Below are 22,185 nucleotides of genomic sequence, written 5' to 3'. Positions count from 1 at the left end.
ACGGGAGTGTCATGATTCTGTCGTATTTTGCTGGTGCAACTCCTCGAAGGCCATGGCCATGAGCGACCCCTCCCCGTCACTGCATCTGCGACAGCGCCTGCGCCGGGGCCGTGATCGTCTGGCCACCGCGCTGATCACCGTCGGTGGCATCGGGGTGATCGCCGCCCTGTTGGCCATCGGGGTCTTCCTGGTGGTGGAGGTGGTGCCGCTGTTCTGGTCCGCCCCGACGGATACCGGCACCGAGGTGAGCTGGCAGGCGCTGTGGCTGCCGCAATCCTACGAGGGCTATGACGTGCCCCGGCATCGCTGGCAGCCTACGGTGACCTCGCCGGAGGAGCGCGCGCAGTACGGCATGCCCCCGCTGGTCTGGGGAACCCTCAAGGCGGCGGCCTGGGCACTGGTGATCGCCGTGCCGCTGGCGCTGGGGGCGGCGATTCACTCCGCCATGTTCATGTCGCGGCGCCTGCGCAGCCGCATCAAGCCTACCCTGGAGCTGATGGAGGCGCTGCCCGGCGTGGTGATCGGCTTCATCGCCGGTCTGGTGCTGGCCCCCTGGGTGGAGCGGCACCTGGCCGAGGCCCTGACGCTGGTGCTGCTGCTGCCCCCGGGGCTGCTGTTGGCCGGTGGGTTCTGGACACGGCTGCCGGCGCCGCTGCGCCGCGGCCTGCCGCTGGGCTGGGCCGGGCTCTGGCTGGTGCCCTGGCTGTTGCTGCTGGTGGCCGCGGCGCTGGCCCTCGCCCCCTGGCTGGAGGCCGGCGGGTTCGGCGGTGACCTGCGCGGCTGGCTGGAGACCCGCCTGGGGCTCGAGTATGCCAGCCGCAATGCCATGATCGTCGGGCTGGCCATGGGGTTCGCGGTGATGCCGAGCGTCTACGCCCTGGCCGAGGATGCCCTGTCCGGGGTCCCGGACAGCCTCGGTGAAGGTGCCCAGGCGATGGGCGCGACCCGCTGGCAGACCCTGTGGAAGGTGGTACTGCCGGCCGCCAGCCCCGGGGTCTTCTCGGCGGTGATGATCGGCGCCGGCCGGGCGGTGGGCGAGACCATGATCGTGCTGATGGCCAGCGGCAATACCGCGCTGATGACCCTGAGCCCCTTCGATGGCATGCGCTCGATGGCCGCCAGCATCGCCATCGAGCTGCCCGAGGCCGCGTTCGGCGGGACTCACTACCGGCTGCTGCTGCTGGCGGCGCTGGCGCTGTTCGTCTTCACCTTCCTGGTCAATACCCTGGCCGAGGTGGTGCGCGTCCGGCTGCGGCGGCGCTACCGGCGCCTGGGGGGCGCGCCATGATGCCTCATGATCTCATCCGGGGGCGTCTGACCCGGGGCGAGGGCCCCTGGCCCTGGCTGGCGGCGGGCAGCGTGGCGCTGTCGTTGCTGATGCTGGGCGCCCTGCTGGTGCTGCTGGCCGGGCGTGGCCTGGGCCATTTCTGGCCGGCGCCGGTGGCGCTGGTCGAGCTCGAGGATGGCCACCGGCTGGCGGGTGAGGCGGTGAAGGAGGCGCGGCTGCCGGGGGTGGAGGACGGCGGGACCCACGGACGCGAGCGGCTCTATCGTACCGCTAACCGCGATCTGGATGGCGGTATCTGGACCTGGGTGGCGCTGGAGGCGATCGCCGACGTGAGTCATCCGGATGAGCTGGTGGTGCTGGAGCGTCGTCGCTGGGGGGATTTCATCGGCCGGCTGCTGGCGGTGGAGCGCGACGGACGCCCGCTCGGTAGGGGGGAAGCGGCCTGGCCCACGTTGCAGGCGCGTCTCGACGAGCTGGAGGCGCTGCGTGACGAACAGGCCGGGCTGCGCCGGGAGACGATCCTGCCGCTGGCGGCACGACTGGCGAGCGGCCCCGACGCCGAGGCGAGCCGTGACCTGGCCCGGGCCAATGCCCGGCTGCGCGAGCTCCGGGCCGAGATGGGCCGTGATCGCCTGGTGCTGGAGAGTGCCGACGGTCGACGGCTGGAGCAGCCGCTGGTGGAGGTGCTGCGTGCCTGGCGGCCCAATGCCATGTCGCCGGTCGAGAAGCTCGCCGCCTGGGGGCAGGGCGTCTGGCGCTTCCTCGCCGAGGGGCCGCGGGCGGCGAATACCGCCGGCGGGGTGTGGCCGGCGATCTTCGGCACCGTGCTGATGGTGCTGCTGATGTCGGTGCTGGTCACCCCCTTCGGCGTGCTCGCGGCGATCTATCTCAACGAGGTGGCGCACCAGGGACGCCTCACCCGGCTGGTGCGCATCGCCGTACGCAACCTGGCCGGGGTGCCGTCGATCGTCTATGGCGTCTTCGGCCTGGGGATATTCGTCCACGGCATCGGCGGTGCGCTGGACGCCTGGTTCTTCGAGGAGACGCTGCCCTCGCCGACCTTCGGCACCGGGGGGTTGCTGTGGGCCTCGCTGACCCTGGCGCTGCTGACCCTGCCGGTGGTGATCGTCGCCACCGAGGAGGGGCTGGCACGGATCCCCGACCATCAGCGCGAGGGCGCCCTGGCCCTGGGGGCCACCCGCCTGGAGATGCTCGCCCGGGTGGTGCTGCCCATGGCGGCGCCGGCGATGCTCACCGGGGTGATCCTGGCGGTGGCGAGGGCCGCCGGTGAGGTGGCGCCGCTGATGCTGGTGGGGGTGGCGAAGCTGGCGCCTCAGGTGCCGGTGGACGGTGACTTTCCCTTCCTGCATCTTGAAAGGAAGTTCATGCACCTGGGCTACCACATCTTCGACACGGCCTTCCACGGCGGCGATGTCCAGGCCGCCTTGCCACTGGTCTATGCCACCGCGCTGCTGCTGGTGCTGGTGATCCTGGTGCTTAACCTGACTGCAATATTTCTGCGCCATCATCTGAAGGTGCGTCATGGAGCGCTGCCGCGTGTCTGATCGTCGGGCGCCGTGGCGCCGGGAGGAGTGAGCTCGATGTCCGTGCTTGTGCAGCCGCGATCGACCGTGTCCGGCCCGATCATCGACTTCGACCGCGAGGCCTGTTGCCTGGAGATCGAGGGCCTGAGCCTCGCCTATGGCGACAAGCCGGCGCTGCGGGGTCTCACCCTGCGGGTGCCGCGGCATCGGGTGACGGCCTTCATCGGTCCCTCGGGCTGCGGCAAGTCGACTCTGCTGCGGGCACTCAATCGCCTCCACGACCTCAACGAGGAGGTCAGCCACGAGGGGAAGGTCCTGCTCGAGGGGCGTGACATCCACGCCCCCGAGGTGGTCGTGGCCGAGCTGCGGCGGCGGGTGGGCATGGTGTTCCAGGTGCCCAACCCCTTCCCGATGTCGATCTACGACAACGTGGCCTTCGGCCTGCGCCTGCTGGGCGGGATGCGCCGGCGCCAGATGGACGACGTGGTCGAGTGGGCGCTAACCTCGGCGGCGCTGTGGCACGAGGTGAAGGATCGCCTGAGGGCCTCGGCCTGGTCGCTGTCCGGTGGCCAGCAGCAGCGCCTGGTGATCGCCCGGACCCTGGCGGTGAGGCCCGAGGTGCTGCTGCTCGACGAACCGGCCTCGGCGCTGGACCCCATCTCGACGCTGAAGATCGAGGAACTGATCCGCAATCTCAAGTCGCAGCTGACCCTGGTGCTGGTCACCCACAACATGCAGCAGGCGGCGCGGGTCTCCGACTACACCGCCTTCCTGCAGGAGGGGGAGCTGGTGGAGTACGGCCCCACCGACGACCTGTTCACCAACCCGCGCCTGCGGCGTACCGAGAACTACATTACCGGGCGCATGGCCTGACGCCCTGCCCCCAGGAGAGCCCCATGGACATCACCAGCGATACGCATAGCCAGCATATCTCCCGGCAATTCAACCAGGAGCTCGAGGAGCTCAAGACCCGCCTGATGGCCATGGGGGGGCTGGTCGAGAAGCAGGTCCAGGACGCGGTCACCGCGCTGCTCGACGGCGATACCCGCCTGGCCGAGCGGGTGATCGACAACGACAATCAGGTCAACGCCATGCAGATCCGTCTCGACGAGGAGTGCACCCGGGTACTGGCCCGCCGCCAGCCGGCGGCGTCCGACCTGCGCCTGGTGCTGGCGGTGATCCGCGCCGCCTCGGACCTCGAGCGCATCGGCGACGAGGCCAGCAAGATCGCCCGCAACGCCATCGGCCTGGTGGAGTCCGACAACGGTTCCCGCGGCTTCGTCGAGGTGAGGCTGATCAGCGAGCATGTGCGCATGATGGTGCGCGATGCCCTGACCTCGTTCGCCCGTTTCGATACCGAGCTGGCCCTCAAGGTGGTCCACGAGGACGAGCAGGTGGACAGCGAGTACCAGAGCGCCATGCGCGCGCTGATGACCTTCATGATGGAGGACGCCCGCGCGATCTCGCCGGTGCTCAGCGTGATGTGGATCCTGCGCGCCCTGGAGCGCATCGGCGATCATGCCAACAACCTGGCCGAGTATGTGGTCTATCTGGTCAAGGGGCTCGACATCCGTCACACCGACCCGGACGAACTCGACGAGCAGTCGCTGACCCGCAAGGGTTGACCGGCAGGCCGGTTTGGCCGTCAATGACGCAGGCCACCGCCTCCGGGCGGTGGCCTGTCGTGTTTTGAGTGCGCTGCTGCCTTCGAGGACCCCCCATGCTCGATGCCTTCTCGGCCCTTTCCCGCGGTACCCGGCTGGTCTATGGTCGCGGCCTGCGCCGCTATGTCTTCGTGCCCATCGTCGTCAACCTGCTGGTCTATGCGGCCATGCTGCACTACGTACTGGCCAATTTCGGTCTCTGGCTCGACGGGTGGATGGCCATGGTGCCGGGGTGGCTCGCCTGGCTCTCCTGGCTGATCTGGCCGCTGTTCGTGATCGGCCTGGTGCTGATCGTGTTCTTCACCTTCACCCTGGTGACCCACCTGATCGCCGCGCCCTTCTATGGCTTCCTGGCGGCGAAGGTCGAGGTGGTCGCCACCGGCCGGCCGCCGCTGGACGACCGGGGCCTGGCGAGGACTGCGGTGGACGCCCTGGGCCGCGAGCTGGTCAAGCTGGCCTACATCCTGCCGCGCATGGCGCTGCTGTTCGTGATCAGCTGGATCCCGCTGCTCAATCTGGTCGCCCCGCTGCTGTGGCTGGCCTTCTCGGCCTGGATCATGGCCATCACCTACCTCGACTATCCCATGGACAACAACAAGGTGAGCTTCGCCGACATGCGCCGCCGCCTCGCCGCCCGCTGGTGGCCGACGCTGAGCTACGGCGGCTGGGTGACCCTGATCACCTGGATCCCGCTGGCCAACCTCTTCCTGCTGCCCGGCGCCGTGGCCGCCGCGGTGCTGATGTGGGAACGCCACTATCGTGGCCAGTGCGATCTTTCGCCGCATTGAGCGGCCTCCCCGGAGCGACCTGCTATCCTCAGGCAAACCCCAACACCGACAAGGACCCATGCAAGATGCGCGTGATCGCCTCCCTGCTGCTGGCCGCCGGCCTGGTGCTCTCCACCGTCGCCACGGCCCACGACTATCGCCTGGATGACGTGCGGGTCAGCCACCCCTTCGCCACACCGGCACCGCCCGGCGTGCCCCACGGCGCGGCCTATGTGGACATCGGCGTGGAGGGTGATGAGCCCGCCGTGCTGGTGGGCGCCCGCAGTCCGGCGAGCGAGACGGTCGAGTTTCATGACATGTCCATGGACGACGGCGTGATGCGGATGCGCCGGGTCGAACGGATCGATATCCCCGCCGGCACCCTCCAGACCATGCGTCCGGGCGGCGGTTATCACCTGATGCTGATGAACCTCGTCACCCCGCTCAACGAGGGCGAGCGCTTCCCGCTGACCCTGGAGTTCGCCGAACGCGGCGAGATCGAGGTGGAGGTCTGGGTACAGGGCGCCCGGGAGGGCAGCGGGGACGCGGCGGATCACCATCACTGAGGCGGAGCTGCCCCGCGGCGAGACGCCACGGGGCAGGGAAGCCCGCCGGCCCAGGGGTCAGGGCAGCTTGTCGATCTCTATGCCGGTGGCCGCGGTGACGGCCGGCAGCGGTGACAGCAACAGGCTGGCCACGTAGTAGATGACCGCCCCGAGGAGCGAGCCGGTGAACCAGCCGTAGTCGTAGAACCAGTACAGGGTGCCGGTGGTCAGCGACAGGAGGGTCAGCGACACCGGTATGCCGAAGGCGATGAAGCCGGCGACATTGACGGCCGGGTAGGCCTGCCCATCCCGATACAGGCTCGGCACGTCGAGCTGCTGGCGCTTGATCAGGAAATAGTCCACCGCCATGATCCCGGCGATCGGCCCCAGCAGGCTGGAATACCCCAGCAGCCAATTGGAATACATGCTTTCCAGCGAGACGCCGGAGGCGATGATGCCGGCCTTCTGGAGCAGGTCGTAGCCCATCAGCAGCACCCCCACCAGGCCGGTGATCAGCACCCCACGGGTGTGGTCGACCAGCGTCGGCGCCACGTTCTGGAAATCGTTGGTCGGCGAGACGATATTGGCCGCCGTATTGGTGGACAGGGTCGCCACGATGATCAGGACCATAGCGATGCTCACCCAGAACGGATTGTCGATCATGCCGATCAGGTTGACCGGGTCGGCGACGGTCTGGCCCACCAGCGACGCCGAGGCGGCGGTCATCACCACCCCCAGGGCGGCGAAGAAGAACATGGTCAGCGGCAGGCCCAGTACCTGGCCGACGATCTGGTCCTTCTGGCTTCGGGCGAAGCGGCTGAAATCGGGAATGTTCAACGACAGCGTGGCCCAGAAACCGACCATGGCGGTCAGCCCGGCGAAGAAATAGCCGTAGACCGGCGCCCCCTCGGGGCGCGACGGCGGCTGCGCCAACAGCTCGGTCATCGACATGTGCGGCCAGGCCCAGAACATCAAGCCGACACCCACCGCCAGCAACAGCGGGGCCGCCAGCGTCTCCAGCCACTTGATCGATTCGGCGCCGCGAATCACCACGTAGAGGTTCATGGCCCCGAAGACGAAGAAGCCGATCACCTCGCCGACGCCCTCCAGCGCCCGCCAGGGGGGGAAGATCGCCGAGAGCAGCAGGTGAATGGCCAGGCCCCCGAACATGGTCTGTACGCCGAACCAGCCACAGCCGACCAGCGCCCGGATCAGGCACGGCACATTCGAGCCGAGGATGCCGAACGACGAGCGCAGTACCACCGGAAAGGGGATGCCGAACCGGGTGCCGGGGAAGGCATTGAGGGTCAGCGGGATCAGTACGATCACGTTGGCGAGCAGGATCGCGAACAGGGCCTCGCCGACGCTGAGGCCGAAGTAGGCGGTCAGCACCCCGCCCAGGGTGTAGGTCGGCACACAGATCGACATTCCCACCCACAGGGCGGCGATGTTCCATTTCGACCAGGTGCGTTCGTGCGCCTTGGTCGGGGCGATATCGGCGTTGAAGCGTGGGCTGTCGCGGACGTCATCGCCCACCTCGAGTTCGATCAGGCCTTGCTTGTTCAACATCTTCGATGACTTGGCGGTCATTGTTGTTCTCCTCGTCACTGGATGATTTCACCATGCCTGGCTGGCGACCGTGCCAAACACGAGGCAATAAGCGTGCCCAGTTGCTGCCAAGGCGGAGCCAGGGCGTCACGGTACCCTTCGCGCCTCCTTCGGGCATGGGCAGCAACTCGATGAATTCCAGAAAAAACTGACGATATCGACAGGAATTCAGAAGGCCGGAAGGCCTGCGTAACGGCTCCCGATACCGTGGATGTTTTCACGCTTCATGACAGGCTAGTCAGTTTTCATCATGGTTCAAGGTCGATTAGCCGTCTAAATAAAATCCTCGGTTATTTTTATTAACTACTTGTTTTTATTATTATTTGTGGAGAATTTGACGGGGCTTCATGCGGGTGCAGCCGCTCACCCGCTTGGTGAAGAGAACCGCTGAAATCCAGGATTACTCTTTGAATACAATGACTTGAAGGAAGGTGAAGCGAAAGGAAAAAATGACTTGCAGGAGTCCCTTGCAAGGGTCTAGCTTCAAAAAGCTGTCTCTTGAGACAGCTTTTTTAACCCAGCCCCAGGGGGCGTGAGGTCCACCTTCCGGTCCTCCAGGGTCCGACAACAACTACGATTCGGGTGAGCCACCATGCAGAAGATGAAAATCGGCCTGATCCAGATGGGTCTCAAGGCCAGTACCGACCTCGAGCCGGAGGCGATTCGCGAGGCCATGAACGAGGCCCACCTGCCGCTGATCCAGCAGGCCGCCGATGCCGGTGTGCAGGTGCTGTGCTTCCAGGAAGTCTTCAACCAGCCCTATTTCTGTCCCAGCCAGGACCCCAGGTGGTACGCCGCCGCCGAGCGCGTGCCCGAGGGCCCGACCTGCCGGATGATGCAGAGGCTCGCCGCCGAGCACCGCATGGTAATGATCGTGCCGGTCTTTGAAGAGACCGTGACCGGTGTCTACTACAACACCGCCGCGGTATTCGATGCCGATGGCAGCTACCTGGGCAAGTACCACAAGACCCATATCCCCCAGGTCGCCGGCTTCTGGGAGAAGTTCTACTTCAAGCCCGGCAGGTCCGAGTGGCCGGTGTTCGATACCGCCTACGGCAGGATCGGCGTCTACATCTGCTACGACCGCCACTTCCCCGAGGGTTGGCGCGCCCTGGCGCTCAACGGTGCCGAGGTGATCTTCAACCCCTCGGCGACGGTGGCCGGGCTCTCCCAGTACCTGTGGGAACTCGAGCAGCCGGCCTCCGCCGCCGCCAACGGCTGCTTCATTGCCGCCATCAACCGGGTCGGCACCGAGGCCCCCTGGAACATCGGCGAATTCTACGGCTCGAGCTACATCGTCAACCCCCGCGGCCAGATCGAAGCCCAGGCCAGCGACAAGGACGACGAACTGCTGATTCACGAGATCGACCTCGAGATGGTCCGCGAGGTGCGCAACAACTGGCAGTTCTTCCGCGACCGCCGACCGGAGGCCTATGCGCGCCTGACCGACGGGGAGTGACCCGACGGCGAGTCCCCCACCACAACGACAATCGAGCGAGACCCCCCATGACCCTCTTGATTCGCGGTGGCACCGTGGTCACCGATAGCGACACCTACCGCGCCGATATCCTCTGCGACGACGGCAAGATCCAGGCCATCGGCGCCGACCTCGACACCCCGGCAGGCTGCGAGGTGATCGACGCCGGTGGCATGTATGTGATGCCCGGCGGCATCGACCCCCACACCCATATGCAGCTGCCGTTCATGGGCACCGTGGCCAGCGAGGACTTCTATACCGGCACCGCCGCCGCCCTGGCCGGCGGCACCACCTCGATCATCGACTTCGTGATCCCGAGCCCCGGGCAGTCGCTGCTGGAGGCCTTCGAGACCTGGCAGGGCTGGGCCGAGAAGGCCGCCGCCGACTTCGCCTTCCACGTCGCCATCACCTGGTGGGACGACAGCGTCCGCGAGGAGATGGGGACCCTGGTGCGTGAGCACGGCGTCAACAGCTTCAAGCACTTCATGGCCTACAAGGGCGCGATCATGGCCACCGACGACATCCTGGTGGAGAGCTTCTCGCGCTGCCTGGAACTCGGTGCGGTGCCCACCGTGCATGCCGAGAACGGCGAGCTGGTCTACCACATGCAGCAGAAGCTGCTCGCCGAGGGCATGACCGGGCCGGAGGCGCACCCCCTGTCGCGCCCGCCCCAGGTCGAGGGCGAGGCCGCCAGCCGGGCGATCCGCATCGCCAGCACGCTGGGCGCGCCGATCTACCTGGTACACGTCTCGACCCGGGACGCCGTCGACGAGATCGCCTATGCCCGCCGGCAGGGCCACCCGGTCTACGGCGAGTGCCTGGCCGGCCACCTGGTGCTCGATGACAGCGTCTATCTCGACCCCGACTGGGGGCGCGCCGCGGCGCATGTGATGAGCCCGCCGTTCCGGCCCAGGGGCCACCAGGAGGCGCTGTGGCACGGCCTGCAGTCCGGCAACCTGCAGACCACCGCCACCGATCACTGCTGCTTCTGCGCCGAGCAGAAGGCCGCCGGACGCGAGGACTTCACCCGGATCCCCAACGGGACTGCCGGGGTCGAGGATCGCATGGCGGTGTTGTGGGAGGAGGGCGTGAACAGCGGCAAGCTGTCGATGCAGGAGTTCGTCGCCCTGACCTCCACCAACACCGCCAGGATCTTCAACCTCTACCCGCGCAAGGGGGCGGTGCAGGTGGGCGCCGACGCCGACCTGGTGGTGTGGGACCCCGCGGGCACCCGCACCATCTCGGCCGAGACCCACCACCAGAACGTCGACTTCAACATCTTCGAGGGCAAGACGGTCCGCGGCATTCCGCGCCACACCGTCAGCCGCGGCAAATGGGTGTGGCGCGACGGTGAGCTGCGCGCCGAGCGTGGCGCGGGTCGCTACCTCGAGCGGCCGGCCTACCCGGGGGTGTATGAACTGCTGGAACGCCGCGCCGAGCTCAATGCGCCCAAGCCGGTGAAACGCTCCTAGAAGCAGGCCCCCGACAGGCCCACGACAACAACAGAGGTAACCACCGTGAATCATGACCTGACCCATCTGCCCCGGGTCGGCGATGCGCTCGCCGATCGTCCGGGCATGTCACCCCAGGCGCTGGAGGCCAACTTCAGCGACCTGCATCCACCGCTGACCCAGCGCCAGGCAATCATCGAGAGTCAGCGTTGCCTGTACTGCTACGACGCCCCCTGCATCGAGGCCTGCCCGTCGGACATCGATATCCCGCGCTTCATCCGCCAGATCGGCGAGCACAATATCAACGGCGCCGCGCACACCATCCTCGAGCAGAACATCCTCGGCGGCAGCTGCGCCCGGGTCTGTCCCACCGAGATCCTCTGCGAGCGGAGCTGCGTGCGCAACCAAGACGCCGAGTGCCAGCCGGTACTGATCGGCCTGCTGCAGCGCCACGCCACCGATCATATGCGCTTCGACGCGCATCCGTTCGAGCGCGCCGCCGACAGCGGTCGCCATGTGGCGGTGGTCGGTGCCGGCCCGGCAGGCCTGGCCTGTGCCCACCGCCTGGCGATGTTCGGCCACCGGGTGACCATCTTCGAGGCCGAGGCCAAGCCTGGAGGCCTCAACGAGTACGGCATCGCCCGCTACAAGATGACCGATGACTTCGCCCGCCAGGAGGTGGAATTCCTGCTCGAGATCGGTGGCATCGAGATCCGTCATGGTCAGCGGTTGGGCCATGACCTGAGCCTGGCGCGACTTCGCACCGATTACGACGGCGTGTTTCTGGGCCTCGGCCTGGGCACCAGCCGTTGGCTGGGGCTGACCGGCGAGGATGCCCCGGGGCTGGCCCCGGCGGTGAGCTATATCAAGGAGTTGCGTCAGGCCGACGACCTGACCCGGCTGCCGCTGGCCCGGCGCTGCGTGGTGATCGGCGCCGGCAACACCGCCATCGACATGGCGACGCAGATGGCCCGGTTGGGCGCCGACGAGGTGACCCTGGTCTATCGCCGTGGCGTCGAGGCCATGTCGGCCACCGGCCATGAGCAGGAGATCGCCAAGGCCAATGGCGTGCGCATGGTGACCTGGGCGCAGCCAGTGGAAGTGCTGCTCGACGCCGGGGGGCGCGTGGCCGGCATGCGCTTCGAGAAGACCCGCACCGCCGAGGGACGGCTGGTCGGCACCGGCGAGACCTTCGAGCTCGCCACCGACGCCGTGTTCGGGGCCATCGGCCAGGGCTTCGACGGCGCCAGCCTCGGCGACCCGGCGGCCAGCGAACTGGCCCGCGACGGCGAGCGCATCCGGGTCGACGCGGCGTTTCGCACTTCGCTGCCGGGGGTCTATGCCGGCGGCGACTGCGTGGCCCCCGGCCAGGACCTCACCGTCCAGGCCGTGCAGCACGGCAAGCTCGCCGCCCACGCCATCCACCAGGATCTCTTGGCCAAGCAGGAGGCCGCATGACGACTCTTCCCCAAGGGCCCGACACCGGGCTCGTCAATGGCGTCGATCTGTCCATCGACTTCGCCGGTATCAAGGCCCCCAACCCCTTCTGGCTGGCCTCGGCCCCCCCCACCGACAAGGCCTACAACGTGGTGCGCGCCTATGAGGCCGGCTGGGGCGGCGTGGTGTGGAAGACCCTCGGCGAGGATCCGCCCGCGGTCAACGTCTCGTCGCGCTACTCGGCGCACTTCGGCAGGAACCGCGAGGTGCTCGGTTTCAACAACATCGAGCTGATCACCGACCGTCCGCTGGCGGTCAACCTGCGCGAGATCACTGCGGTCAAGCAGGCGTGGCCGGACCGCGCGCTGATCGTGTCGATCATGGTCCCGTGTGAGGAGGCCGCGTGGCAGCATATCCTGCCGCTGGTGGAGGCCACCGGGGCCGACGGCATCGAGCTCAACCTGGGCTGTCCCCACGGCATGCCCGAGCGTGGCATGGGCGCCGCGGTGGGCCAGAATCCCGACCTGATCGAGCAGGTCGCCCGCTGGTGCAAGCGGTATTACGCCAAGCCGGTGATCGTCAAGCTGACCCCCAACATCACCGACATCCGTGTGGCCGCCCAGGCCGCCCTGCGCGGCGGGGCCGATGCGGTGTCGCTGATCAATACCATCAACTCGATCACCAGTCTCGACCTCGACGCCATGGTCGCCAGGCCCACCGTGGGCGAGCAGAGCACCCACGGCGGCTACTGCGGCAGCGCGGTCAAGCCCATCGCGCTGAACATGGTCGCCGAGATCGCCCGCGATGCCCCCACCCGCGACCTGCCGATCTCGGGCATCGGCGGCATCTCCAGCTGGCGCGATGCCGCGGAGTTCGTGGCGCTCGGTGCCGGCAGCGTGCAGGTGTGCACCGCCGCCATGCTGGACGGCTTCCGCATCGTCGAGGAGATGAAGGACGGGCTGTCGCGCTGGATGGCCGAGAAGGGCTACCGCTCGATCGAGGCGTTCTCCGGCAGGGCGGTGGCCAACACCACCGACTGGAAGCACCTCGACATGAACTTCCGGACCATCGCCCACATCGACCAGGAGTCGTGCATCCAGTGCGGGCGCTGCTACATCGCCTGCGAGGACACCTCGCACCAGTCGATCGCCAAGCGGGTCGACCCCGGCGGTGCACGGCGCTACGAGGTGATCGAGGAGGAGTGCGTGGGCTGCAACCTGTGCCAGATCACCTGCCCGGTGCAGGACTGCATCACCATGCTGCCCCAGGAAACCGGCAAGCCCTACCTGAGCTGGGATCAGGACCCGCGCAATCCCTTCCGCCGGGCCGGCTGACGACACCGGAGCTCGTCGCCCAGCAGCCTGTCGGACTTGACCGATCGTCGCGAGAAATACGGATTTCGAGTCAAGTTTATCGATCTGATGAGGCGAATAGCGAGCTATTTAACGAATCAGATCGAGTGAAATTGGCCGAAAGCCCGGGTTTCGCAGTAGATCAGCGTTAAGTCCGACAGGCTGCTAGGGGGTCAGGCCGATACCGCGCAGTATCACCGAGATCACCGACTGGACCGCCTTCTCGAACTGCATGTCATCGAGGGGGCGGTCGTCGTTGAGCAGGGCGATCTGGTGATCGAAGTCGGCGTAGTGCTGGGTCGAGGCCCAGATCATGTAGAGCAGGTGGGAGGGCTCCACCGGCAGGATCGCGCCCGCCTCGATCCACTCGCGGATCTTGGCTTCCTTGAGCTTGGCCCACTCGTAGAGGTTGTCGCGCAGGTGCTCCTGCAGGATCGGGGCACCCTGCATCACCTCTGCCGCCCACACCTTGGAGCCGTGGGCGCGGTTGCGGGAGTGCATCATCTTGGCGCGGATATAGGTCGAGAGCACGATGCGTGGGTCGTCGTAGAGTTCGAAGCACAGCGCATCCTGCTTCCAGACCTCCAGCAGCTCCAGCAGCACCTCGCGGTAGAGCACTTCCTTGGTGGCGAAGTAGTAGTGCACGTTGGACTTGGGAAGTTCGGCGAGTCTGGCGATGTCGCCCATCGAGGCGCCGGCGTAGCCTCTCTCGGCGAAGACGCGCTCGGCGGCAAGCAAGATTTTCCCCCGATTGTGGCGCCGTATTTCATCCTGTTTTCTTGCCATCTGGGGGTACCTTGCCGCCAGCCCGTGTGTCGCTGGCGTTCCGCTCCGATCGCCTGCCCATGGCACGCCATGGGCCCTTTCGGAAAATCGATAAAAAACAAGCCTATACTCGGATCATACACAAGTAGCCACCACGGCGACAGCGAGGGTGCCTAGGGCGCGGGATCGAGCGAGCCGCGTGGACTGGCCGGGGCGACGGCGGCGGGTGCCGCCAGGCGGGCGGCCGGATAAACGCAGCGGAACAGGGCGCCGTGGCCGGGGCGGGAGTCGATCTCCAGGCGGGCGTCGTGGCGCAACAGCACGTGCTTGACGATGGCCAGGCCCAGGCCGGTGCCGCCGCTGGCGGCGCTGCGCCCCTTGTCGACCCGGTAGAAGCGTTCGGTGAGCCGGGGGAGATGCACCGGGTCGATGCCGTCGCCGTCGTCCTCCACCTCCAGGCAGGCGCCCTGGGGGTGGGGCCTCCAGCGCAGGGTGACCCGGCACCCCTCGGGGGTGTAGCGCACGGCGTTGAAGGCGAGGTTGGAGATGGAGCTGCGGATCTCCTGCTCGCTGCCGATCAGTCGCCGCGTTTCCTCGACCTCCACGGTGATTCGCTGGCGCCCGGCGGAGAGCGCCTCGGCATCGCGGCGTACGCTCTCCAGCAGGGTGTCCATGGCCAGGGGCGCGTGGTCGTCGCCGCCCTGGTCGATCTCCAGCCGCGAGAGCAGCAACAGGTCGTTGACCAGGTTCTGCATGCGCGTGGTCTGCTCCTGCATCCGGGACAGGCCGCGGACCAGGCGCGGAGGGAGGCCCTCGACCAGGTCGTGGTAGGTCTCCAGATAGCCGGTCAGCACGGTCAGGGGCGTTCGCAGCTCATGGGAGACGTTGGCCACGAAATCGCGGCGCATCTCCTCCAGGCGGTGCAGGCGGGTGATGTCGCGGGCCATCAGCAGCCGCTCGTCGTCGCCGTAGAGGGTGATCTGGAACTGCAGGATCAGCCGTTCGTCGATCGGCGAGGGCAGGGTCAACGGCTCGCGGTAATCGCGGGCGTGGAAGTAGTCGACGAAGCGCGGGTCGCGGATCAGGTTGGTGACGTGCTGGCCACGGTCGTGGGCGGCCTCCAGGCCGAGCATCCGTGTGGCGGCACTGTTCCACCACTCCAGATCGCCGTGACGGTCGAGCATCACCACGCTGTCGTGCATCGCCTCGGAGGATTCCTGGATGCGCTTGAGGGTGCTGCGCAGCCGGCTCTGGGTGAGGCGCTGGCCCTTCTGGTAACGGTAGAGGCGGTCGAACAGCTCGCCCCACAGGCCGCTGGCGGCGGGGGGATCGGCATGGGGGTTGTGGGTCAGCCAGGTGCGCAGGGCGTGCAGTTGGCGCAGGTGGTGGAGCAGGCAGAGGGCCAGGCCGGCGGCGAGTCCGAGGCCGGGGGCCGAGAACGTCCAGCCTGCCAGGGCGCCGATGCCGGCGAGCAGGCCCAGGCGCCAGAGTTCACGGCTCCAGGGGCGCACGTCAACCCTTGGCGGAGAAACGGTAGCCGGTGCCGCGCACGGTCTGGATCAGATGCTGGTGGGCGTCGCCCAGTGCCTTGCGCAGGCGGCGGATATGCACGTCCACGGTACGCTCCTCGACATAGACATTGCCGCCCCACACCTGGTCGAGCAGCTGACTGCGAGTGTAGGCGCGCTCCTGATGGGTCATGAAGAACTGCAGCAGGCGGTACTCGGTGGGCCCCATCTCCAGGGCGCGGCCGGCGGAACTGACCCGGTGGCTGACCGGGTCGAGCAGCAGTCCGTCGACCTCCACCGGATCCTCCACGCCCCGCGGCGTGGAGCGACGCAGCACGGCCTTGAGGCGCGCCACCAGCTCCCGCGGCGAGAAGGGCTTGGTGATGTAGTCGTCGGCGCCGGCTTCGAGGCCCTGGATCTTGTTGTCCTCCTCGCCCTTGGCGGTGAGCATGATGATCGGCAACTCGGCGGTGGCCTCCTCGCGCTTGAGGCGCCTGGCGAGCTCGATGCCGCTGGTGCCGGGCATCATCCAGTCGAGCAGCAGCAGGTCGGGCTGGTGGTCGACGACCATGGCGTGGGCGGCCTGGGCGTTGTCGGCCTCGAGCACGCGATAGTCGGCCATCTCCAGTGCCACCGCGATCATCTCGCGGATCGGTGCTTCATCATCGACGATCAGAACGGTCTTGGCGGTCATCCCGGGGCCTCGTGGTCAATGACGGGTCGATGACGATGACAGCATGTCCTTGTGACAATAACGTGACAGTGCCGTGCCGCGCCAGGCTCAGCCGCCCTCCAGCGCCGGCCAGAGGCTGAGCGCGATACCGGCGAACACCACCAGGCCCGACCAGTGGTTGTTGAGGAAGGCCTGGAAGCAGCGCTCGCGATCCCGGTGACGGATCAGGAACTGCTGATGGATGAAGGTCGCCGCCATGGCCGCCAGCCCCACCCAGAAGAAGCCGCCCAGCGCCAGGCGTGAGCCGGCCCAGCCCAGCAACACCAGCGTCAGCCCCTGCAGCAGGCCGATCATCAGCCGGTCGGCGTGGCCGAACAGCACGGCGGTGGACTTGATGCCGATCTTCAGGTCGTCGTCGCGGTCGACCATGGCGTATTCGGTGTCGTAGGCCACGGTCCAGGCCACGTTGGCGAGGAACAGCAGCCAGGCCTCGGCCGGGACCCGTCCCAGCACCGCGCCGAAGGCCATGGGGATCGCCCAGGAGAAGGCGGCGCCCAGGAACAGCTGCGGCAGGTGGGTGTAGCGCTTCATGAAGGGGTAGATGAAGGCCAGCACCACGCCCACCAGAGAGAGCATCACGGTGAACGGGTTGGTGAACCAGACCAGCACGAAGGCGGCGATCACCAGGAGCAGGAACAGCGCCTGGGCCTCGCCCTCGCTGATACGCCCGGTGGCCAGGGGGCGGTGCCTGGTGCGCTTGACGTGGCCGTCGAAGTGGCGGTCGGCATAGTCGTTGACCACACAGCCGGCGGCACGCATCAGGTAGACCCCGGCGACGAAGATCAGCAGCACGTCGCGGCCGGGCACGCCCTCGGCGGCGAACCACAGGGCCCAGAGGGTGGGCCACATCAGCAGCCAGGTGCCGATCGGGCGGTCGAGGCGCGTCAGGTGCAGGAAGTCGGGCACTCGGGCCAGGCCCTTGGGGCGCATCAGGGATCGGTCCATCTCGTCCTCGTGATATCCGGTTTGGCTGCCACGGAGCCTAGCGCGAAGGCAGCCCCAGGTCATCTGCCATGCGCTCGAGAAAGAACTCCTGCACCAGGACCGCGAAGCGGCCGTGGCGGAACACCGAGCGTCGCCCCCAGGGGCCGCTGGCCGCATGGAAGGGCGGCGGTGCGGCGGTGATCTCGATGGGGCTGCGCTCCAGGCCCGGCTGGCGGAACAGCCAGCTGCCCAGCGAACGCTCGCCGAGCCGCTCGAGGCGTTGGCCACGCAACCGGGCCAACGGTGCCACCGAGCGGGCCACCACCCAGGGGTGCCCGTCGAGGCAGAGCGCGACCTCGCGGCACCAGGCAAGGCGGGGGTAGGGAAGGCCCAGTACCCGGGCCTCGTCGTGCCGGGGGCGAATCAGCCGCTGGTCGAGCAGCCGGACCCGGAAGCGCCGCTCGCCGCCGGCGGCGATCAAGCGCGCGGTGAGGGAGTCGCGTGAGGCGACCCACCGCCACCAGTCGGGGCTCATCGCCGGACGGGCCGCCGCCAGGGGCCGCCAGCCGGGAGGGGGGCGGGTCTCGGGCGTCTGGTCGTCGTGCACCGGGTCGCTCCGCGTCACGTTGTCTATCCAGGTCGGCCGGGGGGCGCATAGTGTAACATGTCGTTCCGACACGCTTCCCTGTGGCAGCCCGGCGCAAGCGTCCGGCGGCAATCGTGCAAGGAATTCCATGAGCGCACCCCTCACCATCATCGGCTCCGGCATGGCGGGCTTCGGCCTGCTCCGCCAGTTGCGGGCCCTGGACGCCGAGCGCCCCGTCACCCTGATCACCGCCGACGGTGGCGACGACTACTCGAAGCCGCTGCTCTCCACCGGCTTCGCCAAGCATCTGCCCCCGGAGCGCCTGGCGACTCGCTCGGCGCTGGAAGTGGCCGACCGGCTGGGGGCCGTGGTGCGCACCCATACCCGGGTCGATGCCATCGAGCCACGGGCCCGTACCCTGAGCATCGGCGCCGAGACGCTGGCCTGGAGCGAGCTGGTGCTGGCCACCGGGGCGGCCCCGGCACTGCCCTTCGATATTCCCCAGGCGCTGCACGATCGCATCTTCACCATCAACGACCTGGACGACTACCGGGGCTTTCACGCCGCCTTGACGGCACTCGGCCGCCCGGCACGGGTGGCGATCGTCGGTGTCGGCCTGGTGGGCTGCGAGTTCGCCAACGACCTGATCGCCGGCGGCCATCGGGTGAGCCTCGTGGCGCCGGAGCGTGCTCCCTTGCCACGGCTGTTGCCGGAGCCGCTGGGCCGGGCCCTGGGCGAGGCCTTCGCCGGCGCCGGCATGCGCCTTCGCCTGGGACGCACCCTGGCCGCATTCGAGACGCTGGGCAGCGAGGTCGGGCTGGCACTGGACGACGGTAGCCGGCTCGAGGCCGACCTGGTGCTGGTGGCCACCGGCTTGCGGCCGCGTGCCGCCCTGGCCGAGGCCGCAGGCCTCGAGGTCGGTGTCAAGGGGATCCATACCGACCGCCTGCTCGCCACCTCGGCCCGGGGGATCTTTGCGCTGGGCGACGTGGCCTGCGTCGACGGGATCAACGCGATGTTCGTCCTGCCGCTGCAGGCCGGTGCCAAGGCCCTGGCCAGGACCCTTGCCGGGACCCCCACGCCGGTGGCCTATGGGGCCTGGCCGGTGCTGGTCAAGACGCCGTTGCTGCCGGTGGTGGCGCTGCCGCCCACGCGAGCGCCGGCACGCTGGCGCATCGAGGGCCAAGGCGGCGATCTGGCCGCCTTCGCCGAGGCCGAGGACGGACGTTTGATCGGTTTTGCGTTGACAGGAGCCTGCGTCCGTCGGAAAGTCGAACTGGCGCGGGCGGCCCCGCCGTTGCTAGGCTAGTGTCGTCAACGACGGCGCCTCCGGCGATCTGGCCGGGTCTGCTGCACCGTTGCTGGTAGGTGTCATTCGCATGTCGTCATCCCGTGGGCCCGTCGCCCGTGGCGAAGGCGAGTGTTGCGGGGAGGCCGCATGCGAGTGATGCAGGAGCAGGGTTTCATCGACTCAGATATCAACAACAACACCGGCGAGCGATTTCGTCGGGACTCAAGCCAATACCAGGAGGGCTGTATGCGTAAACCAGAACTCGCTGCGGCGATTGCCGAGCGTGCCGATCTCTCCAAGGACAAGGCGAGCCAGGTGCTCAACGTCATCCTCGACGAGATCACCGGCAGCGTGTCCCAGGGACAGGATGTCTCGTTGATCGGTTTCGGTACTTTCACCGTACGCGAGCGTGCCGCTCGGACCGGCAAGAACCCCCAGACCGGAGCCCCGCTCAAGATTCCGGCCAGCAAGACCGTGGCCTTCAAGCCGGGCAAGGGGCTCAAGGACGCCGTCGCCAAGTAAGGCGGTGCTATACAACGGCCCGCGGAAACGCGGGCCGCAGGCCGATCCCCCTTCACCCCCCGGGCGGCGGAACCGACATGAAGCTGCGACTGATGCTCTGGCTGCTGGGACTGCTGCTCAAGCGCGCCCTGCGCCGCAAGCCCCGCTTCCGCGAACTGCTCACCGAAATGCGAGGCCTCGACTGGGGCATCGCCACCGAGGATCTCTCCGTCGCCCGCTTCTACCGCATGTCGCCCCGCGGGATCCGGGCGGGGGCGGGGCTGCCGGTGGATCTCGATCTCGAGCTGCGTTTCGAGGACGAGGCCACGGCCCTCAGGATCATGAAGAAGCCCACCCAGCAGGCGTTCCTCGACGGCATGATCGCCGGCAAGGTGCGTCTGGTCGGCGACTCCGGCGACCTGCAGAAACTGCAGAAGCTGCTCAGGCATCTCTAGGCGAGGAGCGGACAGCGTACGGCTCGGTCCCCGCGACACGCCGTAGTGGCTTATACTAACGTCTGATTTCTGCGGCGCTCGCCCTCGCGCTGACCGCCACGACCGGAACGTATGCCGTCGACTCCCCTCTCCCAAGCCCTGCGACACCTCTGGACCCTGGAGCCCTTCGCCTACAGCCTGCGAGTGTTCATCGCCCTGGCCGGGGTGATGGTGCTGTGCTGGTGGCGTGGCGACATGGCCAGCCTGATCCCTCTGTTCCTGGGCATCATCGCCAGCGCCCTGGCCGAGACCGACGACAACTGGCAGGACCGGCTGCGGGCGCTGCTGGTAACCCTGGGGTGCTTCACGGTGGCGGCGCTGGCCGTCGAGCTGCTGTTCGACCGGCCCTGGCTCTTCGCCACCGGCCTGGCGCTCTCGACCTTCGCCATGACCATGCTCGGTGCGGTGAACCAGCGCTACGCGACCATCGCCAGTGCGACGCTGATCCTGGCGATCTACACCATGATCGGTCTCGAGCAGCGTGGCGGCGCCGCCCTCGACGAGCTGTGGCACGAGCCGGCGCTGCTGGTGGCGGGGGCCGCCTGGTATGGCGCGATCTCGGTGGTGTGGAGCGCGCTCTTCTCGCGCCAGCCCCTCAAGCAGGCCCTGGCGCAGGTGTTCCGCGAACTCGCCCGCTATCTGGTGCTCAAGTCGGCGCTGTTCGAGCCGCTCCGCGATCTCGACGTGGAGGCCCGCCGCCTGGCGCTGGCGCGACAGAACGGTCGGGTGGTCGAGGCGCTCAATCAGGCCAAGGAGATGCTCTTCCGGCGCCTGCCGGGCCAGCGCGACGGCGGCAAGCTGGACCGTTACCTCCACCTCTACTTCATCGCCCAGGACATCCACGAGCGTGCCAGCTCCACCCACTATCCCTATGTCGACCTGGCCGCGGCCTTCTTCCACCATGACGTGCTGTTCCGCGCCCAGCGCCTGCTCGACCAGCAGGGGCGGGCCTGCAAGGCGCTGAGCCGGGCGCTACTGCTCAATCGCTCCTTCGACCATGCCCAGAGTGGGCGGGCCCTGGAGGATCTCGACGCCTCGGTGGCTCACCTGCGGGCCCAGGGACGCCCCGAGTGGCGTGACCTGCTGCACTCCCTGGAGGCGCTGGTCGCCAACCTGGCGACCCTGGAGCGCGCCCTGGCCGGAGCCCAGCAGCCCGAGCTCGGGGCGGAGGGCGGCGACGACACTCTCTACGATCGCACTCCCCGCGGCGTGAAGGACGTTCGCGAGCGCATTCTCGCCCAGCTGACGCCGGGTTCGCCGGTGTTCCGCCACGCCCTGCGCCTGACCGTGACCCTGGTGACCGGCTACGGCGTCCTGCACCTGATCCATCCCACCCAGGGCTACTGGATCCTGTTGACCAGCGTATTCGTCTGTCGCCCCAGCTTCGGCGCTACCCGGCGCTTCCTGTGGCAGCGCATCCAGGGCACGGTGCTCGGCCTGCTGGCAGGCTGGGCGCTGATCACCCTGTTCCCGGCGCCGCTGGTGCAGGCCGCCATCGCGGTGTTCGCCGGGGTCGCCTTCTTCGCCCTGCGCGGCCGCCACTATACCCTGGCCACGGCATCGATCACCCTGATGGTGTTGTGCTGTTTCAATCAGGTCGGCGACGGCTTCGGGCTGATCTGGCCGCGACTGTTCGACACCCTGCTGGGGGCGGGCATCGCCGGGCTGGCGGTGCTGCTGATCCTGCCCGACTGGCAGGGCCGCCGGCTACACCGCCAGGCGGCGGCAGCCCTGGCCGCCAATCGCGCCTACCTGGGGGCGATCCTCGATCAGTACGACCAGGGCAAGCGCGACGATCTCGGCTATCGGCTGGCACGGCGCAATGCCCACAACGCCGACGCGGAGCTCTCGACGCTGCTCGGCAACGTGCTGCAGGAGCCCGGGCCCTTCCGCAAGGATGCCGACACCGGGCTGCGCTTCCTGCTCCACTCCCATACGCTGCTCAACTACCTCTCCACCCTGGGGGCCCATCGTGGCGAGGGCGAGGGTACGCGCGATGCCCCGATCGGGGAGCTGGCCACGGCGATCGAGGCGTCGCTCGAGCGCCTGGCCCGCGGCCTGGACCGGCGTGAGCCGGTCGCCGGCGAGGACGAGGCGTTCGGGATGCTGACGGCTCGTCTGGAACGGCTGGCCGGTGAGGAGACCCAGGGGGCGCGCCGCTTGCTGCAGACCCAGCTGGCGCTGATCGGTCGTCAGCTGGGCCCGCTGCGCGAGGCGGCGACGCAGCTGGTGGCGAGATAACCGCGCGCC

The 22,185-nt window shown here is 68.0% G+C and carries 20 protein-coding genes; 14 read left to right on the top strand and 6 right to left on the bottom strand.

All coding sequences use genetic code 11. The features are described from left to right. Nucleotides 1-58: 58 nt before the first annotated feature. From QLQ85_RS21515 to QLQ85_RS21490, 6 genes are all read left to right on the top strand, one after another. Nucleotides 59-1,288 carry an ABC transporter permease subunit gene (locus QLQ85_RS21515; RefSeq protein WP_282740865.1) on the top strand — a complete coding sequence of 410 codons (1,230 nt, stop codon included), beginning with the start codon at nucleotides 59-61 and terminating at the stop codon, nucleotides 1,286-1,288. Further along, nucleotides 1,285-2,853 (top strand): phosphate ABC transporter permease PstA, encoded by a 1,569-nt coding sequence (gene pstA / locus QLQ85_RS21510; RefSeq protein WP_282740864.1) that lies wholly within the window; start codon nucleotides 1,285-1,287, stop codon nucleotides 2,851-2,853. Before QLQ85_RS21515 ends, pstA begins: the two co-directional genes overlap by 4 nt. Before the next feature lie 36 nt (nucleotides 2,854-2,889). After that, complete coding sequence (gene pstB / locus QLQ85_RS21505; RefSeq protein ID WP_282740863.1) at nucleotides 2,890-3,705, top strand: phosphate ABC transporter ATP-binding protein PstB; 816 nt, start codon at nucleotides 2,890-2,892, stop codon at nucleotides 3,703-3,705. 23 nt (nucleotides 3,706-3,728) lie between these two features. Beyond that, nucleotides 3,729-4,457, top strand: a complete 729-nt coding sequence (gene phoU, locus QLQ85_RS21500; protein WP_282740862.1) for a phosphate signaling complex protein PhoU — start codon at nucleotides 3,729-3,731, stop codon at nucleotides 4,455-4,457. Between the two features lie 95 nt (nucleotides 4,458-4,552). Continuing rightward, the gene (gene cysZ, locus QLQ85_RS21495; protein ID WP_282740861.1) at nucleotides 4,553-5,284 is read left to right on the top strand and encodes a sulfate transporter CysZ; all 732 of its coding nucleotides are present in this window, start codon (nucleotides 4,553-4,555) and stop codon (nucleotides 5,282-5,284) included. 65 nt (nucleotides 5,285-5,349) lie between these two features. Then, a complete protein-coding gene (locus QLQ85_RS21490; protein WP_102626569.1) occupies nucleotides 5,350-5,829 on the top strand; it encodes a copper chaperone PCu(A)C in 480 nt (159 codons plus the stop codon). A 57-nt stretch (nucleotides 5,830-5,886) separates the two neighbouring features. On the opposite strand, the gene QLQ85_RS21485 is transcribed toward QLQ85_RS21490, so the two are convergent. After that, complete coding sequence (locus QLQ85_RS21485; RefSeq protein WP_282740860.1) at nucleotides 5,887-7,398, bottom strand: NCS1 family nucleobase:cation symporter-1; 1,512 nt, start codon at nucleotides 7,396-7,398, stop codon at nucleotides 5,887-5,889. 610 nt (nucleotides 7,399-8,008) lie between these two features. Here QLQ85_RS21485 and QLQ85_RS21480 point away from each other — a divergent pair. The 4 genes from QLQ85_RS21480 to preA are packed head-to-tail and all read left to right on the top strand — an operon-like array spanning nucleotide 8,009 to nucleotide 13,115. After that, nucleotides 8,009-8,875, top strand: coding sequence for a nitrilase-related carbon-nitrogen hydrolase (locus QLQ85_RS21480; RefSeq protein WP_282740859.1), 867 nt, complete (start codon nucleotides 8,009-8,011; stop codon nucleotides 8,873-8,875). A gap of 47 nt (nucleotides 8,876-8,922) precedes the next feature. Beyond that, nucleotides 8,923-10,365, top strand: coding sequence for a dihydropyrimidinase (gene hydA / locus QLQ85_RS21475; protein ID WP_282740858.1), 1,443 nt, complete (start codon nucleotides 8,923-8,925; stop codon nucleotides 10,363-10,365). A gap of 45 nt (nucleotides 10,366-10,410) precedes the next feature. Next, nucleotides 10,411-11,802, top strand: coding sequence for an NAD(P)-dependent oxidoreductase (locus tag QLQ85_RS21470; RefSeq protein ID WP_282740857.1), 1,392 nt, complete (start codon nucleotides 10,411-10,413; stop codon nucleotides 11,800-11,802). Beyond that, on the top strand, nucleotides 11,799-13,115 hold the full coding sequence (gene preA, locus QLQ85_RS21465; RefSeq protein ID WP_282740856.1) for an NAD-dependent dihydropyrimidine dehydrogenase subunit PreA: 1,317 nt from the start codon (nucleotides 11,799-11,801) through the stop codon (nucleotides 13,113-13,115). The genes QLQ85_RS21470 and preA overlap by 4 nt, the downstream gene beginning before the upstream one ends. 183 nt (nucleotides 13,116-13,298) lie before the next feature. On the opposite strand, the gene QLQ85_RS21460 is transcribed toward preA, so the two are convergent. The 5 genes from QLQ85_RS21460 to QLQ85_RS21440 all read right to left on the bottom strand — a co-directional run bounded on the left by QLQ85_RS21460 (nucleotide 13,299) and on the right by QLQ85_RS21440 (nucleotide 17,688). Then, nucleotides 13,299-13,871, bottom strand: coding sequence for a TetR/AcrR family transcriptional regulator (locus QLQ85_RS21460; protein WP_258364192.1), 573 nt, complete (start codon nucleotides 13,869-13,871; stop codon nucleotides 13,299-13,301). Nucleotides 13,872-14,071: 200 nt separating this feature from the next. Continuing rightward, the gene (phoR, locus tag QLQ85_RS21455; RefSeq protein ID WP_282740855.1) at nucleotides 14,072-15,409 is read right to left on the bottom strand and encodes a phosphate regulon sensor histidine kinase PhoR; all 1,338 of its coding nucleotides are present in this window, start codon (nucleotides 15,407-15,409) and stop codon (nucleotides 14,072-14,074) included. Between the two features lies 1 nt (nucleotide 15,410). Beyond that, complete coding sequence (gene phoB, locus QLQ85_RS21450; RefSeq protein WP_282722555.1) at nucleotides 15,411-16,100, bottom strand: phosphate regulon transcriptional regulator PhoB; 690 nt, start codon at nucleotides 16,098-16,100, stop codon at nucleotides 15,411-15,413. An 87-nt stretch (nucleotides 16,101-16,187) separates the two neighbouring features. Then, entirely contained in the window at nucleotides 16,188-17,084 is an 897-nt protein-coding gene (gene ubiA / locus QLQ85_RS21445; RefSeq protein WP_282740854.1) for a 4-hydroxybenzoate octaprenyltransferase, read from the bottom strand. Between the two features lie 37 nt (nucleotides 17,085-17,121). Continuing rightward, on the bottom strand, nucleotides 17,122-17,688 hold the full coding sequence (locus tag QLQ85_RS21440) for a chorismate--pyruvate lyase family protein (protein ID WP_407650431.1): 567 nt from the start codon (nucleotides 17,686-17,688) through the stop codon (nucleotides 17,122-17,124). Between the two features lie 109 nt (nucleotides 17,689-17,797). Between QLQ85_RS21440 and QLQ85_RS21435 the strand changes: the two genes are divergently transcribed. From QLQ85_RS21435 to yccS, 4 genes are all read left to right on the top strand, one after another. Next, complete coding sequence (locus tag QLQ85_RS21435) at nucleotides 17,798-18,958, top strand: FAD-dependent oxidoreductase (protein ID WP_282740853.1); 1,161 nt, start codon at nucleotides 17,798-17,800, stop codon at nucleotides 18,956-18,958. A gap of 228 nt (nucleotides 18,959-19,186) precedes the next feature. Continuing rightward, nucleotides 19,187-19,462, top strand: coding sequence for an HU family DNA-binding protein (locus tag QLQ85_RS21430; protein ID WP_102626621.1), 276 nt, complete (start codon nucleotides 19,187-19,189; stop codon nucleotides 19,460-19,462). A gap of 77 nt (nucleotides 19,463-19,539) precedes the next feature. Then, entirely contained in the window at nucleotides 19,540-19,896 is a 357-nt protein-coding gene (locus QLQ85_RS21425; RefSeq protein ID WP_282740852.1) for a hypothetical protein, read from the top strand. A gap of 111 nt (nucleotides 19,897-20,007) precedes the next feature. Then, nucleotides 20,008-22,176 (top strand): YccS family putative transporter, encoded by a 2,169-nt coding sequence (gene yccS / locus QLQ85_RS21420; protein ID WP_282740851.1) that lies wholly within the window; start codon nucleotides 20,008-20,010, stop codon nucleotides 22,174-22,176. The last annotated feature ends 9 nt before the right edge of the window (nucleotides 22,177-22,185 follow it).

The sequence above is a fragment of the Halomonas kalidii genome, assembly GCF_030010475.1.
Taxonomy (GTDB): Bacteria; Pseudomonadota; Gammaproteobacteria; order Pseudomonadales; family Halomonadaceae; genus Halomonas; species Halomonas heilongjiangensis.
This window is presented reverse-complemented; position numbering and strand designations above follow the sequence as displayed.

Excerpts from the sequence above, each read along its gene's own strand:
- cysZ (WP_282740861.1), top strand. The coding sequence starts at position 4,553 with ATGCTCGATGCCTTCTCGGCCCTTTCCCGCGGTACCCGGCTGGTCTAT.
- QLQ85_RS21435 (WP_282740853.1), top strand. The coding sequence starts at position 17,798 with ATGAGCGCACCCCTCACCATCATCGGCTCCGGCATGGCGGGCTTCGGC.
- QLQ85_RS21485 (WP_282740860.1), bottom strand. The coding sequence starts at position 7,398 with ATGACCGCCAAGTCATCGAAGATGTTGAACAAGCAAGGCCTGATCGAA.
- QLQ85_RS21480 (WP_282740859.1), top strand. The coding sequence starts at position 8,009 with ATGCAGAAGATGAAAATCGGCCTGATCCAGATGGGTCTCAAGGCCAGT.
- hydA (WP_282740858.1), top strand. The coding sequence starts at position 8,923 with ATGACCCTCTTGATTCGCGGTGGCACCGTGGTCACCGATAGCGACACC.
- QLQ85_RS21515 (WP_282740865.1), top strand. The coding sequence starts at position 59 with ATGAGCGACCCCTCCCCGTCACTGCATCTGCGACAGCGCCTGCGCCGG.
- pstB (WP_282740863.1), top strand. The coding sequence starts at position 2,890 with ATGTCCGTGCTTGTGCAGCCGCGATCGACCGTGTCCGGCCCGATCATC.
- QLQ85_RS21425 (WP_282740852.1), top strand. The coding sequence starts at position 19,540 with ATGAAGCTGCGACTGATGCTCTGGCTGCTGGGACTGCTGCTCAAGCGC.
- pstA (WP_282740864.1), top strand. The coding sequence starts at position 1,285 with ATGATGCCTCATGATCTCATCCGGGGGCGTCTGACCCGGGGCGAGGGC.
- QLQ85_RS21430 (WP_102626621.1), top strand. The coding sequence starts at position 19,187 with ATGCGTAAACCAGAACTCGCTGCGGCGATTGCCGAGCGTGCCGATCTC.
- preA (WP_282740856.1), top strand. The coding sequence starts at position 11,799 with ATGACGACTCTTCCCCAAGGGCCCGACACCGGGCTCGTCAATGGCGTC.
- ubiA (WP_282740854.1), bottom strand. The coding sequence starts at position 17,084 with ATGGACCGATCCCTGATGCGCCCCAAGGGCCTGGCCCGAGTGCCCGAC.
- phoB (WP_282722555.1), bottom strand. The coding sequence starts at position 16,100 with ATGACCGCCAAGACCGTTCTGATCGTCGATGATGAAGCACCGATCCGC.
- phoU (WP_282740862.1), top strand. The coding sequence starts at position 3,729 with ATGGACATCACCAGCGATACGCATAGCCAGCATATCTCCCGGCAATTC.
- QLQ85_RS21490 (WP_102626569.1), top strand. The coding sequence starts at position 5,350 with ATGCGCGTGATCGCCTCCCTGCTGCTGGCCGCCGGCCTGGTGCTCTCC.
- yccS (WP_282740851.1), top strand. The coding sequence starts at position 20,008 with ATGCCGTCGACTCCCCTCTCCCAAGCCCTGCGACACCTCTGGACCCTG.